Annotated in this window: 13 protein-coding genes; 5 read left to right on the top strand and 8 right to left on the bottom strand. The window is 64.0% G+C overall.

Going from position 1 to position 14,583, the window contains the following annotated elements; translation table 11 throughout:
* Nucleotides 1-125: 125 nt before the first annotated feature.
* The 3 genes from FH061_RS15525 to FH061_RS15515 are packed head-to-tail and all read left to right on the top strand — an operon-like array spanning nucleotide 126 to nucleotide 2,807.
* Nucleotides 126-1,169 (top strand): type IV pilus twitching motility protein PilT, encoded by a 1,044-nt coding sequence (locus FH061_RS15525; RefSeq protein WP_151636748.1) that lies wholly within the window; start codon nucleotides 126-128, stop codon nucleotides 1,167-1,169.
* 22 nt (nucleotides 1,170-1,191) lie between these two features.
* Entirely contained in the window at nucleotides 1,192-2,328 is a 1,137-nt protein-coding gene (locus FH061_RS15520) for a PilT/PilU family type 4a pilus ATPase (RefSeq protein ID WP_151636747.1), read from the top strand.
* Nucleotides 2,325-2,807: a glutathione peroxidase gene (locus FH061_RS15515; RefSeq protein ID WP_151636746.1), complete on the top strand. Its 483-nt coding sequence runs from the start codon at nucleotides 2,325-2,327 to the stop codon at nucleotides 2,805-2,807. Before FH061_RS15520 ends, FH061_RS15515 begins: the two co-directional genes overlap by 4 nt.
* Nucleotides 2,808-2,890: 83 nt before the next feature.
* Here the strand turns inward: FH061_RS15515 and FH061_RS15510 are convergent, their stop codons facing one another.
* The 8 genes from FH061_RS15510 to FH061_RS15475 all read right to left on the bottom strand — a co-directional run bounded on the left by FH061_RS15510 (nucleotide 2,891) and on the right by FH061_RS15475 (nucleotide 13,178).
* Nucleotides 2,891-3,616, bottom strand: a complete 726-nt coding sequence (locus FH061_RS15510; protein ID WP_151636745.1) for an LrgB family protein — start codon at nucleotides 3,614-3,616, stop codon at nucleotides 2,891-2,893.
* Nucleotides 3,613-3,945 carry a CidA/LrgA family protein gene (locus FH061_RS15505; RefSeq protein WP_151636907.1) on the bottom strand — a complete coding sequence of 111 codons (333 nt, stop codon included), beginning with the start codon at nucleotides 3,943-3,945 and terminating at the stop codon, nucleotides 3,613-3,615. The genes FH061_RS15510 and FH061_RS15505 overlap by 4 nt, the downstream gene beginning before the upstream one ends.
* Nucleotides 3,946-4,033: 88 nt before the next feature.
* Nucleotides 4,034-6,502: a sensor domain-containing diguanylate cyclase gene (locus FH061_RS15500; protein WP_192805086.1), complete on the bottom strand. Its 2,469-nt coding sequence runs from the start codon at nucleotides 6,500-6,502 to the stop codon at nucleotides 4,034-4,036.
* Between the two features lie 374 nt (nucleotides 6,503-6,876).
* On the bottom strand, nucleotides 6,877-8,109 hold the full coding sequence (gene glcF / locus FH061_RS15495; protein ID WP_151636743.1) for a glycolate oxidase subunit GlcF: 1,233 nt from the start codon (nucleotides 8,107-8,109) through the stop codon (nucleotides 6,877-6,879).
* A 2-nt stretch (nucleotides 8,110-8,111) separates the two neighbouring features.
* A complete protein-coding gene (gene glcE / locus FH061_RS15490; protein ID WP_151636742.1) occupies nucleotides 8,112-9,179 on the bottom strand; it encodes a glycolate oxidase subunit GlcE in 1,068 nt (355 codons plus the stop codon).
* Nucleotides 9,180-9,197: 18 nt separating this feature from the next.
* Nucleotides 9,198-10,685 (bottom strand): FAD-linked oxidase C-terminal domain-containing protein, encoded by a 1,488-nt coding sequence (locus FH061_RS15485; protein ID WP_151636741.1) that lies wholly within the window; start codon nucleotides 10,683-10,685, stop codon nucleotides 9,198-9,200.
* A gap of 181 nt (nucleotides 10,686-10,866) precedes the next feature.
* Nucleotides 10,867-11,757 (bottom strand): LysR substrate-binding domain-containing protein, encoded by an 891-nt coding sequence (locus FH061_RS15480; protein WP_151636740.1) that lies wholly within the window; start codon nucleotides 11,755-11,757, stop codon nucleotides 10,867-10,869.
* Between the two features lie 11 nt (nucleotides 11,758-11,768).
* Complete coding sequence (locus FH061_RS15475; protein WP_151636739.1) at nucleotides 11,769-13,178, bottom strand: FAD-binding oxidoreductase; 1,410 nt, start codon at nucleotides 13,176-13,178, stop codon at nucleotides 11,769-11,771.
* 151 nt (nucleotides 13,179-13,329) lie between these two features.
* Here FH061_RS15475 and FH061_RS15470 point away from each other — a divergent pair, with 151 nt between their 5' ends.
* Both FH061_RS15470 and FH061_RS15465 read left to right on the top strand, forming a co-directional pair.
* Nucleotides 13,330-13,917 carry a cob(I)yrinic acid a,c-diamide adenosyltransferase gene (locus FH061_RS15470; RefSeq protein ID WP_151636738.1) on the top strand — a complete coding sequence of 196 codons (588 nt, stop codon included), beginning with the start codon at nucleotides 13,330-13,332 and terminating at the stop codon, nucleotides 13,915-13,917.
* A 215-nt stretch (nucleotides 13,918-14,132) separates the two neighbouring features.
* On the top strand, nucleotides 14,133-14,583 hold a 451-nt coding region (locus FH061_RS15465; RefSeq protein ID WP_151636737.1), incomplete at its 3' end, for a hypothetical protein.

The raw sequence follows: 14,583 nt of genomic DNA, 5'->3' as shown, positions 1-14,583 counted from the left end.
ATCAGTTTGCTTGAAGCAACAATTGCGATACTTGCAACACTCGCAACAATCCGGCGCTTCTCTCCTGACCGGCCTGCCACTGTTGCGTAACTTTCATGGCGTTTCGCCAATCCCCGGGATTATAAATGGACATCTCCGAACTCCTTGCCTTTTCCGTGAAGAACAAGGCATCCGACCTGCACCTGTCTGCCGGCCTGCCGCCGATGATCCGCGTGCACGGCGACGTGCGCCGCATCAACCTGCCGCCGCTCGAGCACCGCGACGTGCACGGCATGATCTATGACATCATGAACGACGGCCAGCGCAAGGCTTACGAGGAAGTGCTGGAGTGCGACTTTTCCTTCGCCATTCCCGGCCTCGCCCGCTTCCGGGTCAATGCCTTCAACCAGGATCGCGGCGCCGCCGCCGTGCTGCGTACCATTCCCTCCAAGGTGCTGACGCTGGAACAGCTGAACGCGCCGAAGATCTTCGCCGACCTCGCGCTCAAGCCGCGCGGCCTGGTGCTGGTGACCGGCCCGACCGGTTCCGGCAAGTCGACCACGCTGGCGGCGATGATCAACCATCTCAACGAAACCGAATACGCGCACATCCTCACCGTCGAGGACCCGATCGAGTTCGTGCATGAATCCAAGAAGTGCCTGATCAACCAGCGCGAAGTCGGTCCGCACACGATGTCGTTCAACAATGCGCTGCGCTCGGCGCTGCGCGAAGATCCGGATGCAATCCTGGTCGGCGAATTGCGCGACCTGGAAACCATCCGCCTCGCCCTCACCGCGGCCGAGACCGGCCACCTGGTGTTCGGCACGCTGCACACCTCGTCGGCCGCCAAGACCATCGACCGTATCGTCGACGTGTTCCCGGCGGAGGAAAAGGAAATGGTGCGGGCGATGCTGTCGGAATCGCTGCAGGCGGTGATCTCGCAGACCCTGCTAAAGACCAAGGACGGCAGCGGCCGCGTGGCGGCGCATGAAATCATGCTCGGCACGCCGGCCATCCGCAACCTGATCCGCGAAGCCAAGGTCGCGCAGATGTATTCCGCGATCCAGACCGGCAGCAACGTCGGCATGCAGACGCTGGACCAGAACCTGACCGACCTGGTGCGCCGCAATATCATTTCACCCGCCGCCGCGCGCGCCGCGGCGAAGATCCCGGAAAACTTCCCGGGATAATCCATCAAGACAAGGAAGCTACATGGAACGCGATCAGGCCACCAAATTCATGCACGACCTGCTGCGGCTGATGCTCAGCAAGAACGGCTCCGACCTGTTCATCACGGCGGAATTTCCGCCGGCCTTCAAGATCGACGGCAAGATGACGCCGGTCTCCAACCAGCCGCTGACGCCCACCCATACCGTCGAACTGGCGCGCGCCATCATGAACGACAAGCAGGCGGCGGAATTCGAAGCCACCAAGGAATGCAACTTCGCGATCAGCCCCGGCGGGCTGGGCCGCTTCCGCGTGTCGGCCTTCGTGCAGCAGGGCCGGGTCGGCATGGTGCTGCGGACCATCACCACCACCATTCCCAAGCTGGAAGACCTGGGCGTGCCGCCGGTGCTCAAGGAAGTGTCGATGACCAAGCGCGGCCTGGTGATCATGGTCGGCGCCACCGGCTCCGGCAAATCGACCACGCTGGCCGGCATGATCGGTTACCGCAATGAAAACAGCTACGGCCACATCATCACCATCGAGGACCCGGTCGAGTACATCCATCCGCACAAGAACTGCATCATCACCCAGCGCGAAGTCGGGGTCGATACCGCCGACTGGTTCGCGGCGCTGAAGAACACGCTGCGCCAGGCGCCGGACGTGATCCTGATCGGCGAGATCCGCGACCGCGAGACCATGGACTATGCGGTGGCCTTCGCCGAGACCGGCCACCTGTGCCTGGCGACGATGCATGCCAACAGCGCCAACCAGGCGCTGGACCGCATCATCAACTTTTTCCCCGAGGAACGGCGGGCGCAACTTTTGATGGATTTGTCGCTCAATCTGAAAGCGATGGTTTCGCAGCGGCTGGTTCCCCTGAAGGACACCAAGGGCCGCTGCGCGGCGGTGGAAGTGATGCTCAATTCGCCGCTGATTTCCGACCTGATCTTCAAGGGCGACGTCCACGAGATCAAGGAGATCATGAAGAAGTCGCGCGAGCTCGGCATGCAGACCTTCGACCAGGCGCTGTTCGACCTGTACGAAGGCGGCAAGATTTCCTACGAGGATGCGCTGCGCAATGCCGATTCCGTCAACGACCTGCGCCTGTCGATCAAGCTGCATGGCAAGGAAGCCCACGGCCGCGACCTGAGCAAGGGCACCGAACACCTGGGAATCGTATGAGCATTTTCGAATTCAGCCCTGCCGGCATTGCCGGCGCGCCGGTCGACATGAAGACTTATCGCGGCCGCGTGCTGCTGATCGTCAACACCGCCAGCAAGTGCGGTTTCACGCCGCAGTACCAGGGGCTGGAAGCGCTCTACAAGCAGTTCAAGGGGCGCGGACTGGAAGTGCTCGGCTTTCCCTGCAACCAGTTCGGCTCGCAGGAACCGGGCAGCGAAGACGAGATCGGCGCCTTCTGCGAAAAGAATTATGGCGTCACCTTCCCGCTGTTTTCCAAGGTGGACGTCAACGGCAACAACGCGCATCCGCTGTTCAAGTACCTGAAGGCGGAAGCGCCCGGCCTGATGGGCACACAGGCGATCAAGTGGAATTTCACCAAGTTCCTGGTGAAGAAGGACGGCACGGTCTACAAGCGCTATGCGCCGCAGACCGCGCCGAAGGACATCGCCGACGACATCGAGAAGCTGCTGGCCGAATAGACAAGTGCCGCTCGGGTAGTGCAGGCCTCCGTGCCTGCACAAGGCAAGCCGTTCCGAAGAGCTCCGTCCTCCCCGGCTCCCGCTCAGGCCGCGCCCAGCAGCCGCAGCACCAGCGGCAGCAGCAATGCCGTCAACACTCCCGACAATCCCATCGCCAGCCCGGAAAACGCACCCATCTCCTCGCTCACCTGGAATGCCCTTGCCGTGCCGATGCCGTGCGAGGTCACGCCGAGCGCGAAGCCGCGCACGCCGTGGTCGTCGATCTTCATCAGGTTGAAGATCCAGCGCGCGGTGGATGCGCCCAGGATGCCGGTCAGCATCACCAGCACCGCCGTCAATGACGGCAGGCCGCCGATCTTTTCCGACACGCCCATCGCGATCGGCATGGTCACCGCCTTCGGCGCCAATGAGAGCACCGTCGCCGGCGAGGCGCCCAGCGCCCAGGCCACGCCCATCGCGGTGGCAATCGCCGCCGCGCCGCCGACCAGCGCGCTGACGACCAATGCGAACCAGTTGCGCCTGAGCTTTTCCAGTTGCTGGTAGAGGGGAATGGCCAGCGCCACGGTCGCCGGCCCGAGCAGGAAATGGACGAATTGCGCGCCCTCGAAATAGGTGGGATAGCGGGTGCCGGTGCCGACGAGAACCAGCACCAGCAGCGCCACCGCGATGGCGACCGGATTGACCAGCGGATTGAATTTCGCCCGCGCATAGACGGCATAGGCAAACTGGTAGGCAAGCAAAGTCGCGGTCAGCCACAGCAGCGGCGACGCGGACAGGTAGACCCAGACCTGGCTGATTTCGGACTTCATTTCTGCAGCGCCTTCAGCACCAGCGCGGTGACCACCAGGGAAACGGTGGCGCTGATGAGCAGCGCGGCGGCCAGCGGCAGCCATTCGGACGCGACCCGCTGGGCATGCACCATGATGCCGACGCCGGCCGGGATGAAGAGCAGGGACAGATGCTTGAGGAATTCCAGCGTGGTCGGCGCCAGGCGCTCCGCGACCGCGGGCCGCAGCAGCAGGTAGCAGAACAGCAGCAGCATGCCGATCACCGGTCCGGGAACCGGCAGGGACAGGGCGAAGGCCAGGCTTTCGCCCAGGGTCTGGAACACCAGCAGGGTGGCAAAGGTATAGATCACGTCTTGCATCCGGGTTCGAACGATAACGGTGCTAGTGTAATCCGGGCGGGCCTTGCCATGCCGGCGTCATTGCTTACTCCCGGTAGATTCAGTGCATACGCCGGAAGCAGTTGCGCCCCGCCCACTTTGCCTCGTAGAGCGCCTTGTCGGCTCCCAGCATCAGCGCATCCTGGTCCCTGCCCGGCGCGGAAGAACCGATGCCGATACTGATACTGATGCTGATATCGACCTCGCCATCCTGCAGGACGATGGGCTGACGGCAGGCATGCACCAGCTTGGCGGCGATCAGGTCCGCCTCTTCGTCACTGCCGAGCCCTTCGAGTATGACGACAAACTCGTCGCCGCCGAGGCGGGCCACGGTATCGGTTGCCCGCACATGGCGCTTGAGCCGCATGGCCATCTCGCGCAGCACCGCGTCGCCGCCGGCATGGCCATGGGTGTCGTTGATGTGCTTGAAGTGGTCGACATCGATCACCATCAGCGCCAGGATCTGCCCGGAACGCCCGGCGCGCGCCAGAGCTTCAGCCAGCCTTTCATCGAAATGGCGGCGGTTCGGCAATCCGGTGAGCGTGTCGTAGCGCGCCAGCAGGATGAGTTGCTGCTCGACCGCCTTGAGCTCGGTGACGTCGCTCATCACCGCCACCGCGCCATAAATGGCGCCGGTTCCGTCCCGCAGCGGCTTGGCATTGACGGTGACTTGCCGCGCCTCCTGCCCGCCCTGCACTTCGAGATCGAGATTGCGCACCAGCCTGCCCTGCAGGGACTGCGACAAGCCCATTTCCTTCTTCTCTCCCGACGCGTTCATGCCATACATGCCCGAAGCCTCGGCCCATTCGACGAGCGTCATGCCGCGGCCGTCGGCGATGCCGCTGAGCTCGCGCGCGGCGCGATTGACGAGCACGATGAGGCCGTTGGCGTCGCATACCTTGACGCCGACATCAATGGTTTCGAGGATGGTATTGAGCAGCTGGCGTTCCTGCTCCAGCTTGCGTTCGAGTTCCTTGCGGGTGGAGAACGCTTCACTGGCGCTTTCGACCACCTGCCGGATGCGATGCTCATGCACGCGGTGGTGCTCCTGCGCCTGCCGTTCCGACGTCACGTCGAGCACGATGCCGGTAAACGTCATGGCGTCTCCCGACATCTCGGTAGGAGAGGAAGTGGCCTTGATCCATCGCACCTCGCCGTCCGGCCGCAGCAGCCGTCCTTCGAAATACCAGTCGCTGCGGTCGGCGATCGCCAATTCGATCGAATCGGTGAAGCAGGTCATGTCCTCGGGATGAATGGGCACGCGGCTCCAGTCGGCCATCAGTGCCCTGGCCGGCACGCCGAACACGTCCTGGCAGCGCTCGCTGATGTAATTGAAGCCCTGCCTGCCGTCCGGATGGGCATGCCACTGGAAGATCAGCGCCGGCACGCGCTTCATGATCTGCTGCAGGTGGAGTTCACGGTGCCGCAGTTCATCCTGCGCCCGCACGCGCTCGGTGATGTCCTCGAGGATGCCGACATAATTGAGCAGGCGTCCGGCCTTGTCCCGCACCGGCGCCATCAGCAATTCGTTGATGAACAGCTGGCCGCTCTTGCGATAGTTGCGCAGCACGACCTGGCATTCGCGGCCGGCGGCCATGGCTTCGTTGAGCTTGCGCAGCTGGTCCTGGTCCTTGTCGTTGCGGTGCAGGAAACGGCAGTTCCGGCCGAGCACTTCGGCCTGGCCGTAGCCGGTGATGCGCTCGAACGCCGGATTGCAGTAGACGATCGGACTTTCGGCAACGGTCGGGTCGATGATGACGATGCCGTTGCTGGCGGCGCGCAATGCATCCCCCTGCACCCGCAGGCGTTCAAGCACCTGCTGCTGCGCGGTCACATCCCGCGCGCTGCAGTACAGCCGCCCGTTGCCCACCAGCCGCGTATTCCATTCCAGCCAGAGATAGTCGCCATCCTTGTGGCGATAGCGGTTGCGGAAGCCCCTGAGCGGCCGGCCATGACAAGTGGCACGGGCTTCGGCGATCGTGCGCGTGCGGTCGTCCGGATGCACGAAGTCGAGGAATGGCCGCGAAGTCAGTTCCTGCGCGGACCAGCCGAGCACCTCGGTCCACCGATCGTTGACGCGCTCGAAGCAGTCCGACCGGCCAGGAATGACCAGCATGTCCGGCGACAGGTCGAAGAAGGCATCGCGTTCGGCCTCTACCCGCTTGCGCGCGGAGATGTCGCTCGCCTGCACCACCAGGAAGTCGGGATCGCCATCCCTGTCGCGCACCATGGAAACCGTCAGCGAAACCCAGACCGGCTGGCCGTTGCGGTGCAGGTAGCGCTTGTCGAGCTGATAAGACGGGATCAGGCCATTGACCATCTGATTGGCAAGATGCACATCGGCCCTCAGGTCGTCAGGATGCGTAATGTCCTGAAAGGTCAATTCCTTCAGTTCCATCCTCGTATAACCGACCAGTCGGATGAATGCCTCGTTGGCATCAAGCCAGCGGCCGTCCAGCGTCACCAGGGCCATGCCCATGGAGGTGAATCTGAACGCCCGCAGGAACAGGTCCTCTTGTTCTGTAATCACGTAGCGTGCTCCCCTGTGCCGGCAAGCGATCTTGATCGCCCGGCCTTGCCGGCGTTGAATGTCGATGCCATCCATGCAAGCCGGCGGGCGCCGTGCGCTTGTCATGGGATGGAGTTTCCTCGCTTCATTGCATGGGAGCGAGAAATGCCGGATATGGAGACATTGACCGGTTCAAATCCGGTTGGTTCTTATCGGCAATATCGACTGCGGGGATGGGGCAGGCGGCAGTTGCGGAGAGGCCGGGCGCCTGGGCGAAACGCCTCTCCAAGAGGTTCGTCAGCGCATGGTCATTTCGACATCGGACCGGGCGGGATGCCCGGCGGTGCCGGAAAGCTCATGCTTGGAACCTGCGCCATTTTAACAGCGGGAAAATTTCAGCGCGCCTCGGCCAGAGCCTGGTCGACCAGTTCGATCCAGTGGCCGACGGGCGTGTCGGTGCCGGACTGTAGGTGGGTCTGGCAGCCGATGTTGGCCGACACGATCATGTCCGGCCTGGTGGCTTGCAGATTCTGCAGCTTGTTGTCGCGCAGCTGGTAGGCCATCTCCGGCTGCAGCACCGAATAGGTGCCGGCCGAGCCGCAGCACAGGTGGCTGTCGGCGCACAGCTGCACATCGACGCCAATGGCGCGCAGCAGGCCTTCCACCTTGCCGCGGATCTGCTGGCCATGCTGCAGCGTGCACGGCGGATGATAGGCGACCCGCTTGTTCAGCTTGCCCTGCAGCTTCGCCGCCAGTTCGGCTTCGAAGGACGGCAGGATTTCGCTGAGGTCCCTGGTCAGTTCGGAAATCCGCTTCGCCTTGGCCGCATACTTCTCGTCATGCGCGAACAGGTGACCGTAGTCCTTGACGGTGACGCCGCAGCCGGAGGCCGTCATGACAATCGCTTCCACGCCGGACTCGACCAGCGGCCACCAGGCATCGATGTTGTTGCGCATGTCGTTCAGGCCGCCGTCATGGTCGTTCATATGATAGCGGATGGCGCCGCAGCAGCCGGCCTTGGGCGCGGTGATCAGCTGCACGCCCAGCGCGTCGAGCACGCGGGCGGTCGCGGCATTGATGTTGGGCGACATCGACGGCTGCACGCAGCCCTGCAGCACCAGCATCTTGCGCGCATGTTCGGTGCGCGGCCAGGCGCCGGCGCTCTGCTTCTTCGGCACCTTGTTGCGCAGCACCGAGGGCAGCAGCGGACGCACCATCTGTCCCGCGCCCATGGCCGGCTTGAACAGCCACTGGCGCGGCAAGCCTTCCTTCAGGGCATTGCGCACGATACGCTGCGACAGCGGGCGCGGCACCTGGTCTTCCACCACCTTGCGGCCAATGTCCACCAGGCGGCCGTACTGCACGCCGGAAGGACAGGTCGATTCGCAGTTGCGGCAGGTCAGGCAGCGGTCGAGATGGGTCTGCGTTTTCTGTGTCGCCGGCTTGCCTTCGAGAACCTGCTTGATCAGGTAGATGCGGCCGCGCGGGCCGTCGAGCTCGTCGCCCAGCAGCTGGTAGGTCGGGCAGGTGGCGGTGCAGAAGCCGCAATGCACGCACTTGCGCAAGATGGCGTCGGCTTCTTCACCCTCGCGGGTGTTCTTGATGAAATCGGCAAGATTGGTTTGCATATTCAGACGTCTTCGTACATCCGGCCGCGGTTGAAGATACCGGCCGGATCAAAGGATTGTTTCAGGTTGCGGTGGATCTTCGCCACCGCCGGCGCCAGCGGATGAAACACGCCGACGCTCTTGTCGCCGCCGCGGTACAGCGTCGCATGGCCGCCGGCCTGCGCGGTCACGTTGCGTATCGTGGCCGCATCGGCTTCGCTGCGCAGCCAGCGCTGGGCGCCGCCCCATTCGATCAATTGCTCGCCGTCCAGCGCCAGCGGCTGCGCCACCGATGGCAGCGACAGGCGCCACAAGGCGGTGGGGCCGGTGGTGGCTGCAAAGAAGGCATTGTTGTGGTTGCGCAGCTCGCTCCAGAACATCTCGGCCTGCGTATCTTCCTCGCCGCCCATCTTCTGCACCGCCGAGCGCACCGCCGCTTCGGCGCCCGACAGGCGCACGATCAGCACACCGCCGTGCCAGGCGCTGGCCGACACCGGCAGCGGCTGCCCGCCCCAGCGGTTGAGCTGGTCGATCGCCCTGTCCTGCGGCATCTCGAAGCGCAGCGTGGTTTCGGCGAAGGCCTTGGGCAATACCTTGAGCGAGACTTCGAGAATCAGGCCGAGCGTGCCGAGCGAACCGGCCAGCAGGCGCGACACGTCGTAGCCGGCGACATTCTTCATCACCTGCCCGCCGAAATGCAGCACCTCGCCCTTCGCATCCATCAGCACCGCCCCGAGCACGAAGTCGCGCACCGCGCCGACCGCCTGCCGGCGCGGACCGGACAGGCCGGCCGCCACCACGCCGCCGATGGTCGATGCCGGCCCGTACTGCGGCGGCTCGAACGCGAGCACCTGGTTGTGCTGGGCCAGCGCGGCCTCGATCTCCAGCAGCGGCGTGCCGCAGCGCGCGGTGATGACCAGCTCGGTCGGGTCGTAGGCGATGATGCCGGAATATTCGCGGGTATCGAGAATATCGCCCTGCAGCGCCTGTCCGTACCAGTCCTTGGTGCCGCCGCCGCGGATGCGCAGCGGCTTGCCCGCCGATGCTGCAGCGTTGATCGCGTCGCGGAATTGTTGCAATGCCTGTTCCATAAGTTTCCTAGTGGTCCACTAAAAGCGCGGCAGGTCGGCGAACTTCAGCTGTCCGCGCTGCACATGCATCTTGCCGTACTCGGCGCAGCGGTGCAGCGAAGGAATGGCCTTGTCCGGGTTGAGCAGGAAGGCGGTATCGAAGGCCCGCTTGACGGCGAAGAAGGCTTCGCGCTCCTGCGGCGAATATTGCACGCACATGGAATTGATCTTTTCGATGCCGACGCCGTGTTCGCCGGTGATCGTCCCGCCAACCTCGACGCAGAGTTCGAGGATGTCGGCGCCGAAGGCTTCGGCGCGCTCGAATTCGCCCGGCATGTTGGCATCGAACATGATCAGCGGATGCAGGTTGCCGTCGCCGGCATGGAACACGTTGGCGCAGCGCAGGCCGTGCTTCTTTTCCATCTCGGTGATGCTCACCAGCACATGGGCGAGATGCTTGCGTGGAATGGTGCCGTCCATGCAGTAATAATCGGGGGAAATGCGGCCGGCGGCCGGGAAGGCATTCTTGCGGCCGGACCAGAACTTGAGCCGCTCGACCTCGTTCTGCGACACGGCGATCGCGGTCGCGCCCGAGGCCTTCAGCACTTCGGTCATGCGCGCGATTTCCTCTTCCACCTCTTCCGGGATGCCGTCCGATTCGCACAGCAGGATGGCTTCGGCATCGATGTCGTAACCGGCTTTCACGAAAGGCTCGACCATGCGCGACGAGGTCTTGTCCATCATCTCAAGGCCGGCGGGGATGATGCCGGCGGCAATCACCCTGGCTACCGCGTCGCCGCCTTTGACCACGTCGTCGAAGGACGCCATGATGACCCGCGCCAGCTGCGGTTTCGGCACCAGCTTGACGGTGACTTCGGTGACCACGCCGAGCATGCCTTCGGAACCGATGAAGACCGCGAGCAGATCCAGCCCCGGCGCGTCGAGCGCATCGCCGCCGAGCTCGACCACGTCGCCCTCGATGGTCACCATGCGTACCCGCAGCACGTTATGCACCGTGAGGCCGTATTTCAGGCAATGCACGCCGCCGGAGTTCTCGGCGACGTTGCCGCCGATGGTGCAGGCGATCTGCGACGAGGGATCGGGCGCATAGTAGAGCCCGTGCGGCGCGGCGGCTTCGGAAATGGCGAGATTGCGCACGCCGGGCTGCACCACGGCGGTCCGGGAATAGGCATCGAGCTTGAGGATCTTGTTGAACTTGGCGGTCGACAGCACCACGCCGTCGGCGATCGGCATCGCGCCGCCGGACAGGCCGGTGCCCGCGCCGCGCGGCACGATCGGCACCTGCAGCTCGCGGCAGGTCTTGAGGATGTCGATCACCTGCGCCTCGTTCTGCGGCAGCACCACCACCATCGGCAGCTGGCGATAGGCCGACAGGCCGTCGCATTCGTAAGGACGGGTGTCTTCCTCGTTGAAGAGCACGCAGCCGGCCGGCAGCAGCCGGTCGAGGGCGCTGGCGACCTGGCGCTGGCGCTCCAGGGTGAATTGGGGGGTTGCGGGGGCGTTCATGTCCTGCTCCAGGGAGAGTCGGCGTTGCATCGATGATGCGGCCGGTGCCGCCATCGTGGTGCGCGGCAAGCGGCCGCGCATCGGCAGGATGATTATCCGTGCAATTGTCCTGCCTGAGGTGAAAGCTGCGCAGCGGCTGCTTGAATTCTTTTCACGGGTATTGCCGAACGAACATCGTTCATCACAGCCGGCCGAAACTCTTCCTCAGCCAGTCGATGAAGGCGCCGACTTCCGGCCGCACCCGCGCCTGCGGCTCATAGACCACATAGTAGGCATGCGGCGGCGACTTCAGTTCCACATCCTTGAACAGGTGGACGACTTCGCCGCGCTGCAGCAGCTCCTGCACGAAATGCTTGCGGGTGAGGCCGACGCCGTAGCCGTGGCGGATCGCTTCCAGCAGCAGGCCGAGGTCGTCCAGGCGCAGCGCGTTCGACGGCTCCGGCCAGTCGAGGCCGGCGACTTCGAACCAGGGCTGCCAGGGTTCCAGCGCCGAGCGCAGCAAGGTGGCCCTGGCCAGGTCCGACGGCTGCTCCAGCGGGCCGATCTTTTCCAGGTAGGCCGGGCTGGCCACCGCGAAGGTCGGTTCCTCGAACAGTTTTTCGGTCACGGTATCGGTGTAATTGCCGGCGCCGAAACGCACCTCCACGTCGCTTTCCGACAGCGCCAGGTCGTACAGCGGCACCGACAGGAACAGTTCCAGCACGATGTCGGGATACTGGCGGGTGAAGTCGCCCAGGCGCGGCACCAGCAAGTAGCGGGCGAAGGTGGGCGGCACCGTCACCTTGATGCGCGGCTGCGCCGGGGCGCTGCGGTGCGGCATCGGAAATTCGGTCAGCGTGCGCAGCGCCGCCCGCACCACATCGAGATAGCGCCGGCCGAACTCGGACAGGCTGACCGCGCGGCCGTCGCGCAGGAACAGGCGCTCGCCGACGAACTCCTCCAGCAGGCGGATGCGGTGCGACAGCGCCGACGGCGTGATGCACAGTTCCTCGGCCGCCAGCGCGAAAGAGCCGAGCCGGGCCGCCGCCTCGAAGGCGGACAAGGCATGTACGGGAGGCAGTCGGGTCGCCATCGGAAATCGTCCTACCATTGAATGATCTTGCCTGGATTCATGATGTTTTTCGGGTCGAAGGCATGCTTGAGCAGCCGCATGGTTTCGATGGCTTCCTCGCCATGCTCCTGGATCAGGAAGTCCATCTTGTGCAGGCCGACGCCGTGTTCGCCGGTGCAGGTGCCGTCCATCGAGATGGCGCGCGCCACCATGCGGGCATTGACGCCTTCCGCCTTGGCGATGTCGGCCGGATCGTTGGGGTCGACCATCATCAGCACATGGAAATTGCCGTCGCCGACATGGCCGATGATGGCATGGATGATGCCGTTCTTTTCACAGTCGGCCTTGGTATCGAGGATGCATTCGGCCAGGCGCGAGATCGGCACGCAGCAGTCGGTGGAGATCGCCCTTCCGCCGGGGCGCATCTGCAGCATCGCGAAGTAGGCATTGTGGCGCGCGGTCCAGAGCCGGGTCCGGTCTTCCGGACGGGTTGCCCATTCGAAACCGATGGCATTGAAGCCGTCGGCGATTTCCTGCACCGTCCGCGCCTGCTCCTCGACACCGCGTTCGCTGCCGTGGAATTCGAACAGCAGCAGCGGCTTTTCCGGCAGGTTGAGCCGGTCATGCGCATTGATGGAGCGCACGCTCTGCTCGTCGAGGAATTCGACGCGGGCGATCGGCACGCCCATCTGTATGGTCTGGATCACCGCATTGACCGCATCGGCGGTCGAGGGGAAGGAACAGACGGCGGCCGATACCGCTTCCGGCTGCGGATAGATGCGCACCGTGACTTCGGTGATGATGCCGAGCGTGCCTTCGCTGCCGACGAACACGCGGGTGAGGTCGTACCCGGCGGAGGATTTCTTGGCGCGGGTGCCGGTCTTGATGATGCGGCCGTCGGAGGTGACCACCGTCAGGGCCAGCGTGTTTTCGCGCATGGTGCCGTAGCGCACGGCATTGGTGCCGGATGCGCGGGTGGCGGCCATGCCGCCGAGCGAGGCATCGGCGCCGGGGTCGATTGGAAAGAACAGGCCGGTGTCGCGGATCTCCTGGTTTAATTGCTTGCGGGTGACGCCGGCCTGGACGGTGGCGGTCTGGTCTTCCGCATGCACCGCCAGCACCTGGTTCATCTGCGACAGGTCGATGGTGACGCCGCCGCGCAGCGCCAGGATATGGCCTTCGAGCGAGGTGCCGGTGCCGTAGGGAATGATGGGCACTTCATGCAGGCTGCACAGCTTGACCGCCTGCGCTACTTCCTCGGTGGTCTGCGCGAAGACGACCGCATCGGGCAGCATCGGATCATACGAAGACTCGTCGCGGCCGTGATGTTCCCGCATGGCTTGCGATGTGGAAAAGCGATCCTCGAAAATCGATTCGAGCGCGGCAAGCAGTTCGGCAGGCACCGGCTTCTTCAGCGCGGCCAGTTGGGCGGGATGGTTCATGGGCGTCTCCGGTGTAATTGCAGGCGTTGCCCGATTTTACTCTCTTGCCCCTTCCCGCGGCCGATGACATCGTCGCCCCGGCGACTGCGCAGGGACGGCTTTTGTCGTATGCTGGCCTCATTCCAAACCCGACCATACCTGACGAAAAGCCATGGGAAACCGACTTTCGAAAATCGCGACGCGCACCGGAGACAACGGCACCACCGGACTGGGAGACGGCAGCCGCGTCGCCAAGGACAGCCTGCGCGTGCATGCGATGGGCGATGTGGATGAACTCAATTCCCATATCGGCCTGCTGCTGTGCGAGGAACTGCCGAATGCGCTGCGCGAGGAACTCGTTTCCATCCAGCACGACCTGTTCGACCTCGGCGGCGAACTCTGCATTCCCGGCTATACGCTGATCACCGATGTGCACGTGGGCCGGCTCGACACGCTGCTGGAAAAATACAATGCCGACCTGCCGCCGCTGAAGGACTTCATCCTTCCGGCCGGCTCGCGCGCCGCCGCCCTCGCCCATGTCTGCCGCACCATCTGCCGCCGCGCCGAACGCGCCATCGTCAGCCTCGGCAATACGGAAAAGATCAACGACAATCCGCGGCAGTACATGAACCGCCTGTCCGATCTGATGTTCGTGCTGTCGCGGGTGCTCAACCGGTTTGCGGGAGGGAGCGATGTACTCTGGGAAAAAGGCAGAAAGCGGGAAGTTGTCGATGCCCCGCCCACGGAAAGCGGCGGCTGACTGGCTCATCGATCTGCCAGACCGAGCGACATCGGCCGATGAGTCCACTGTCGCGAATACCAACCTAAACGCAACAGAAAGTTAATAAAACACTATCGAACGTTGTTTGACATGTTAGTATCCCGGCAACTTTTTAGTTGTCGTATGCACAATTTTGTGCGCGCTGCTTGCGGACGCGCGGCTCAACAAAATAATGCCATTGCCGGGAATAACACATGTCGCTTCAGCCTTTCGATGATCCTGAACAGGACCCGCTCAAGGGTCTCGTTCCTTCATCGCCATCATCAGCCTCGGGCCTGCAAGCCGATACCCCCGGCAGCGCCCTGCAGCACGGCCTGCAAGCCGCCTCCCGCCTCAACCCCGACATCGCCAGGGCTGCCCAGGCCGCCAGCCTCGCGCAGCAAGCCGCCGAAGCGCTCCACATCGCCGGCCACCCGCTGCATGGCATGGCCATCCGCGACTTCGCCAGCCCCATCGCCCCTTTCTTCCCCACCTTCGCTTCCACCGAGCAAGCCGACACCGCTGACGACACCCAAGATACCCTGGCCGCCCTCGCCGCAGCCGCCATCCCCCATTTCACCGACAGCAACCGCCTGCTGCGCTTCTATTCCCCGCTGTCCTCCGACAAGACCCTCCTCATCGACACGCTCCACGCCCAGGCCGGTC

Source organism: Noviherbaspirillum aerium (genome assembly GCF_008929045.1).
GTDB classification, from domain to species: Bacteria; Pseudomonadota; Gammaproteobacteria; order Burkholderiales; family Burkholderiaceae_D; genus Noviherbaspirillum; species Noviherbaspirillum aerium.
Note: the sequence above shows the minus strand (reverse complement) of the source record. Positions and strands in the feature narration are given on the sequence as shown.

Coding starts and splice junctions, on each gene's coding strand:
- FH061_RS15475 (WP_151636739.1), bottom strand. CDS start 13,178: ATGAACCATCCCGCCCAACTGGCCGCGCTGAAGAAGCCGGTGCCTGCC.
- glcF (WP_151636743.1), bottom strand. CDS start 8,109: ATGCAAACCAATCTTGCCGATTTCATCAAGAACACCCGCGAGGGTGAA.
- glcE (WP_151636742.1), bottom strand. CDS start 9,179: ATGGAACAGGCATTGCAACAATTCCGCGACGCGATCAACGCTGCAGCA.
- FH061_RS15485 (WP_151636741.1), bottom strand. CDS start 10,685: ATGAACGCCCCCGCAACCCCCCAATTCACCCTGGAGCGCCAGCGCCAG.
- FH061_RS15480 (WP_151636740.1), bottom strand. CDS start 11,757: ATGGCGACCCGACTGCCTCCCGTACATGCCTTGTCCGCCTTCGAGGCG.
- FH061_RS15520 (WP_151636747.1), top strand. CDS start 1,192: ATGGAACGCGATCAGGCCACCAAATTCATGCACGACCTGCTGCGGCTG.
- FH061_RS15515 (WP_151636746.1), top strand. CDS start 2,325: ATGAGCATTTTCGAATTCAGCCCTGCCGGCATTGCCGGCGCGCCGGTC.
- FH061_RS15525 (WP_151636748.1), top strand. CDS start 126: ATGGACATCTCCGAACTCCTTGCCTTTTCCGTGAAGAACAAGGCATCC.
- FH061_RS15470 (WP_151636738.1), top strand. CDS start 13,330: ATGGGAAACCGACTTTCGAAAATCGCGACGCGCACCGGAGACAACGGC.
- FH061_RS15510 (WP_151636745.1), bottom strand. CDS start 3,616: ATGAAGTCCGAAATCAGCCAGGTCTGGGTCTACCTGTCCGCGTCGCCG.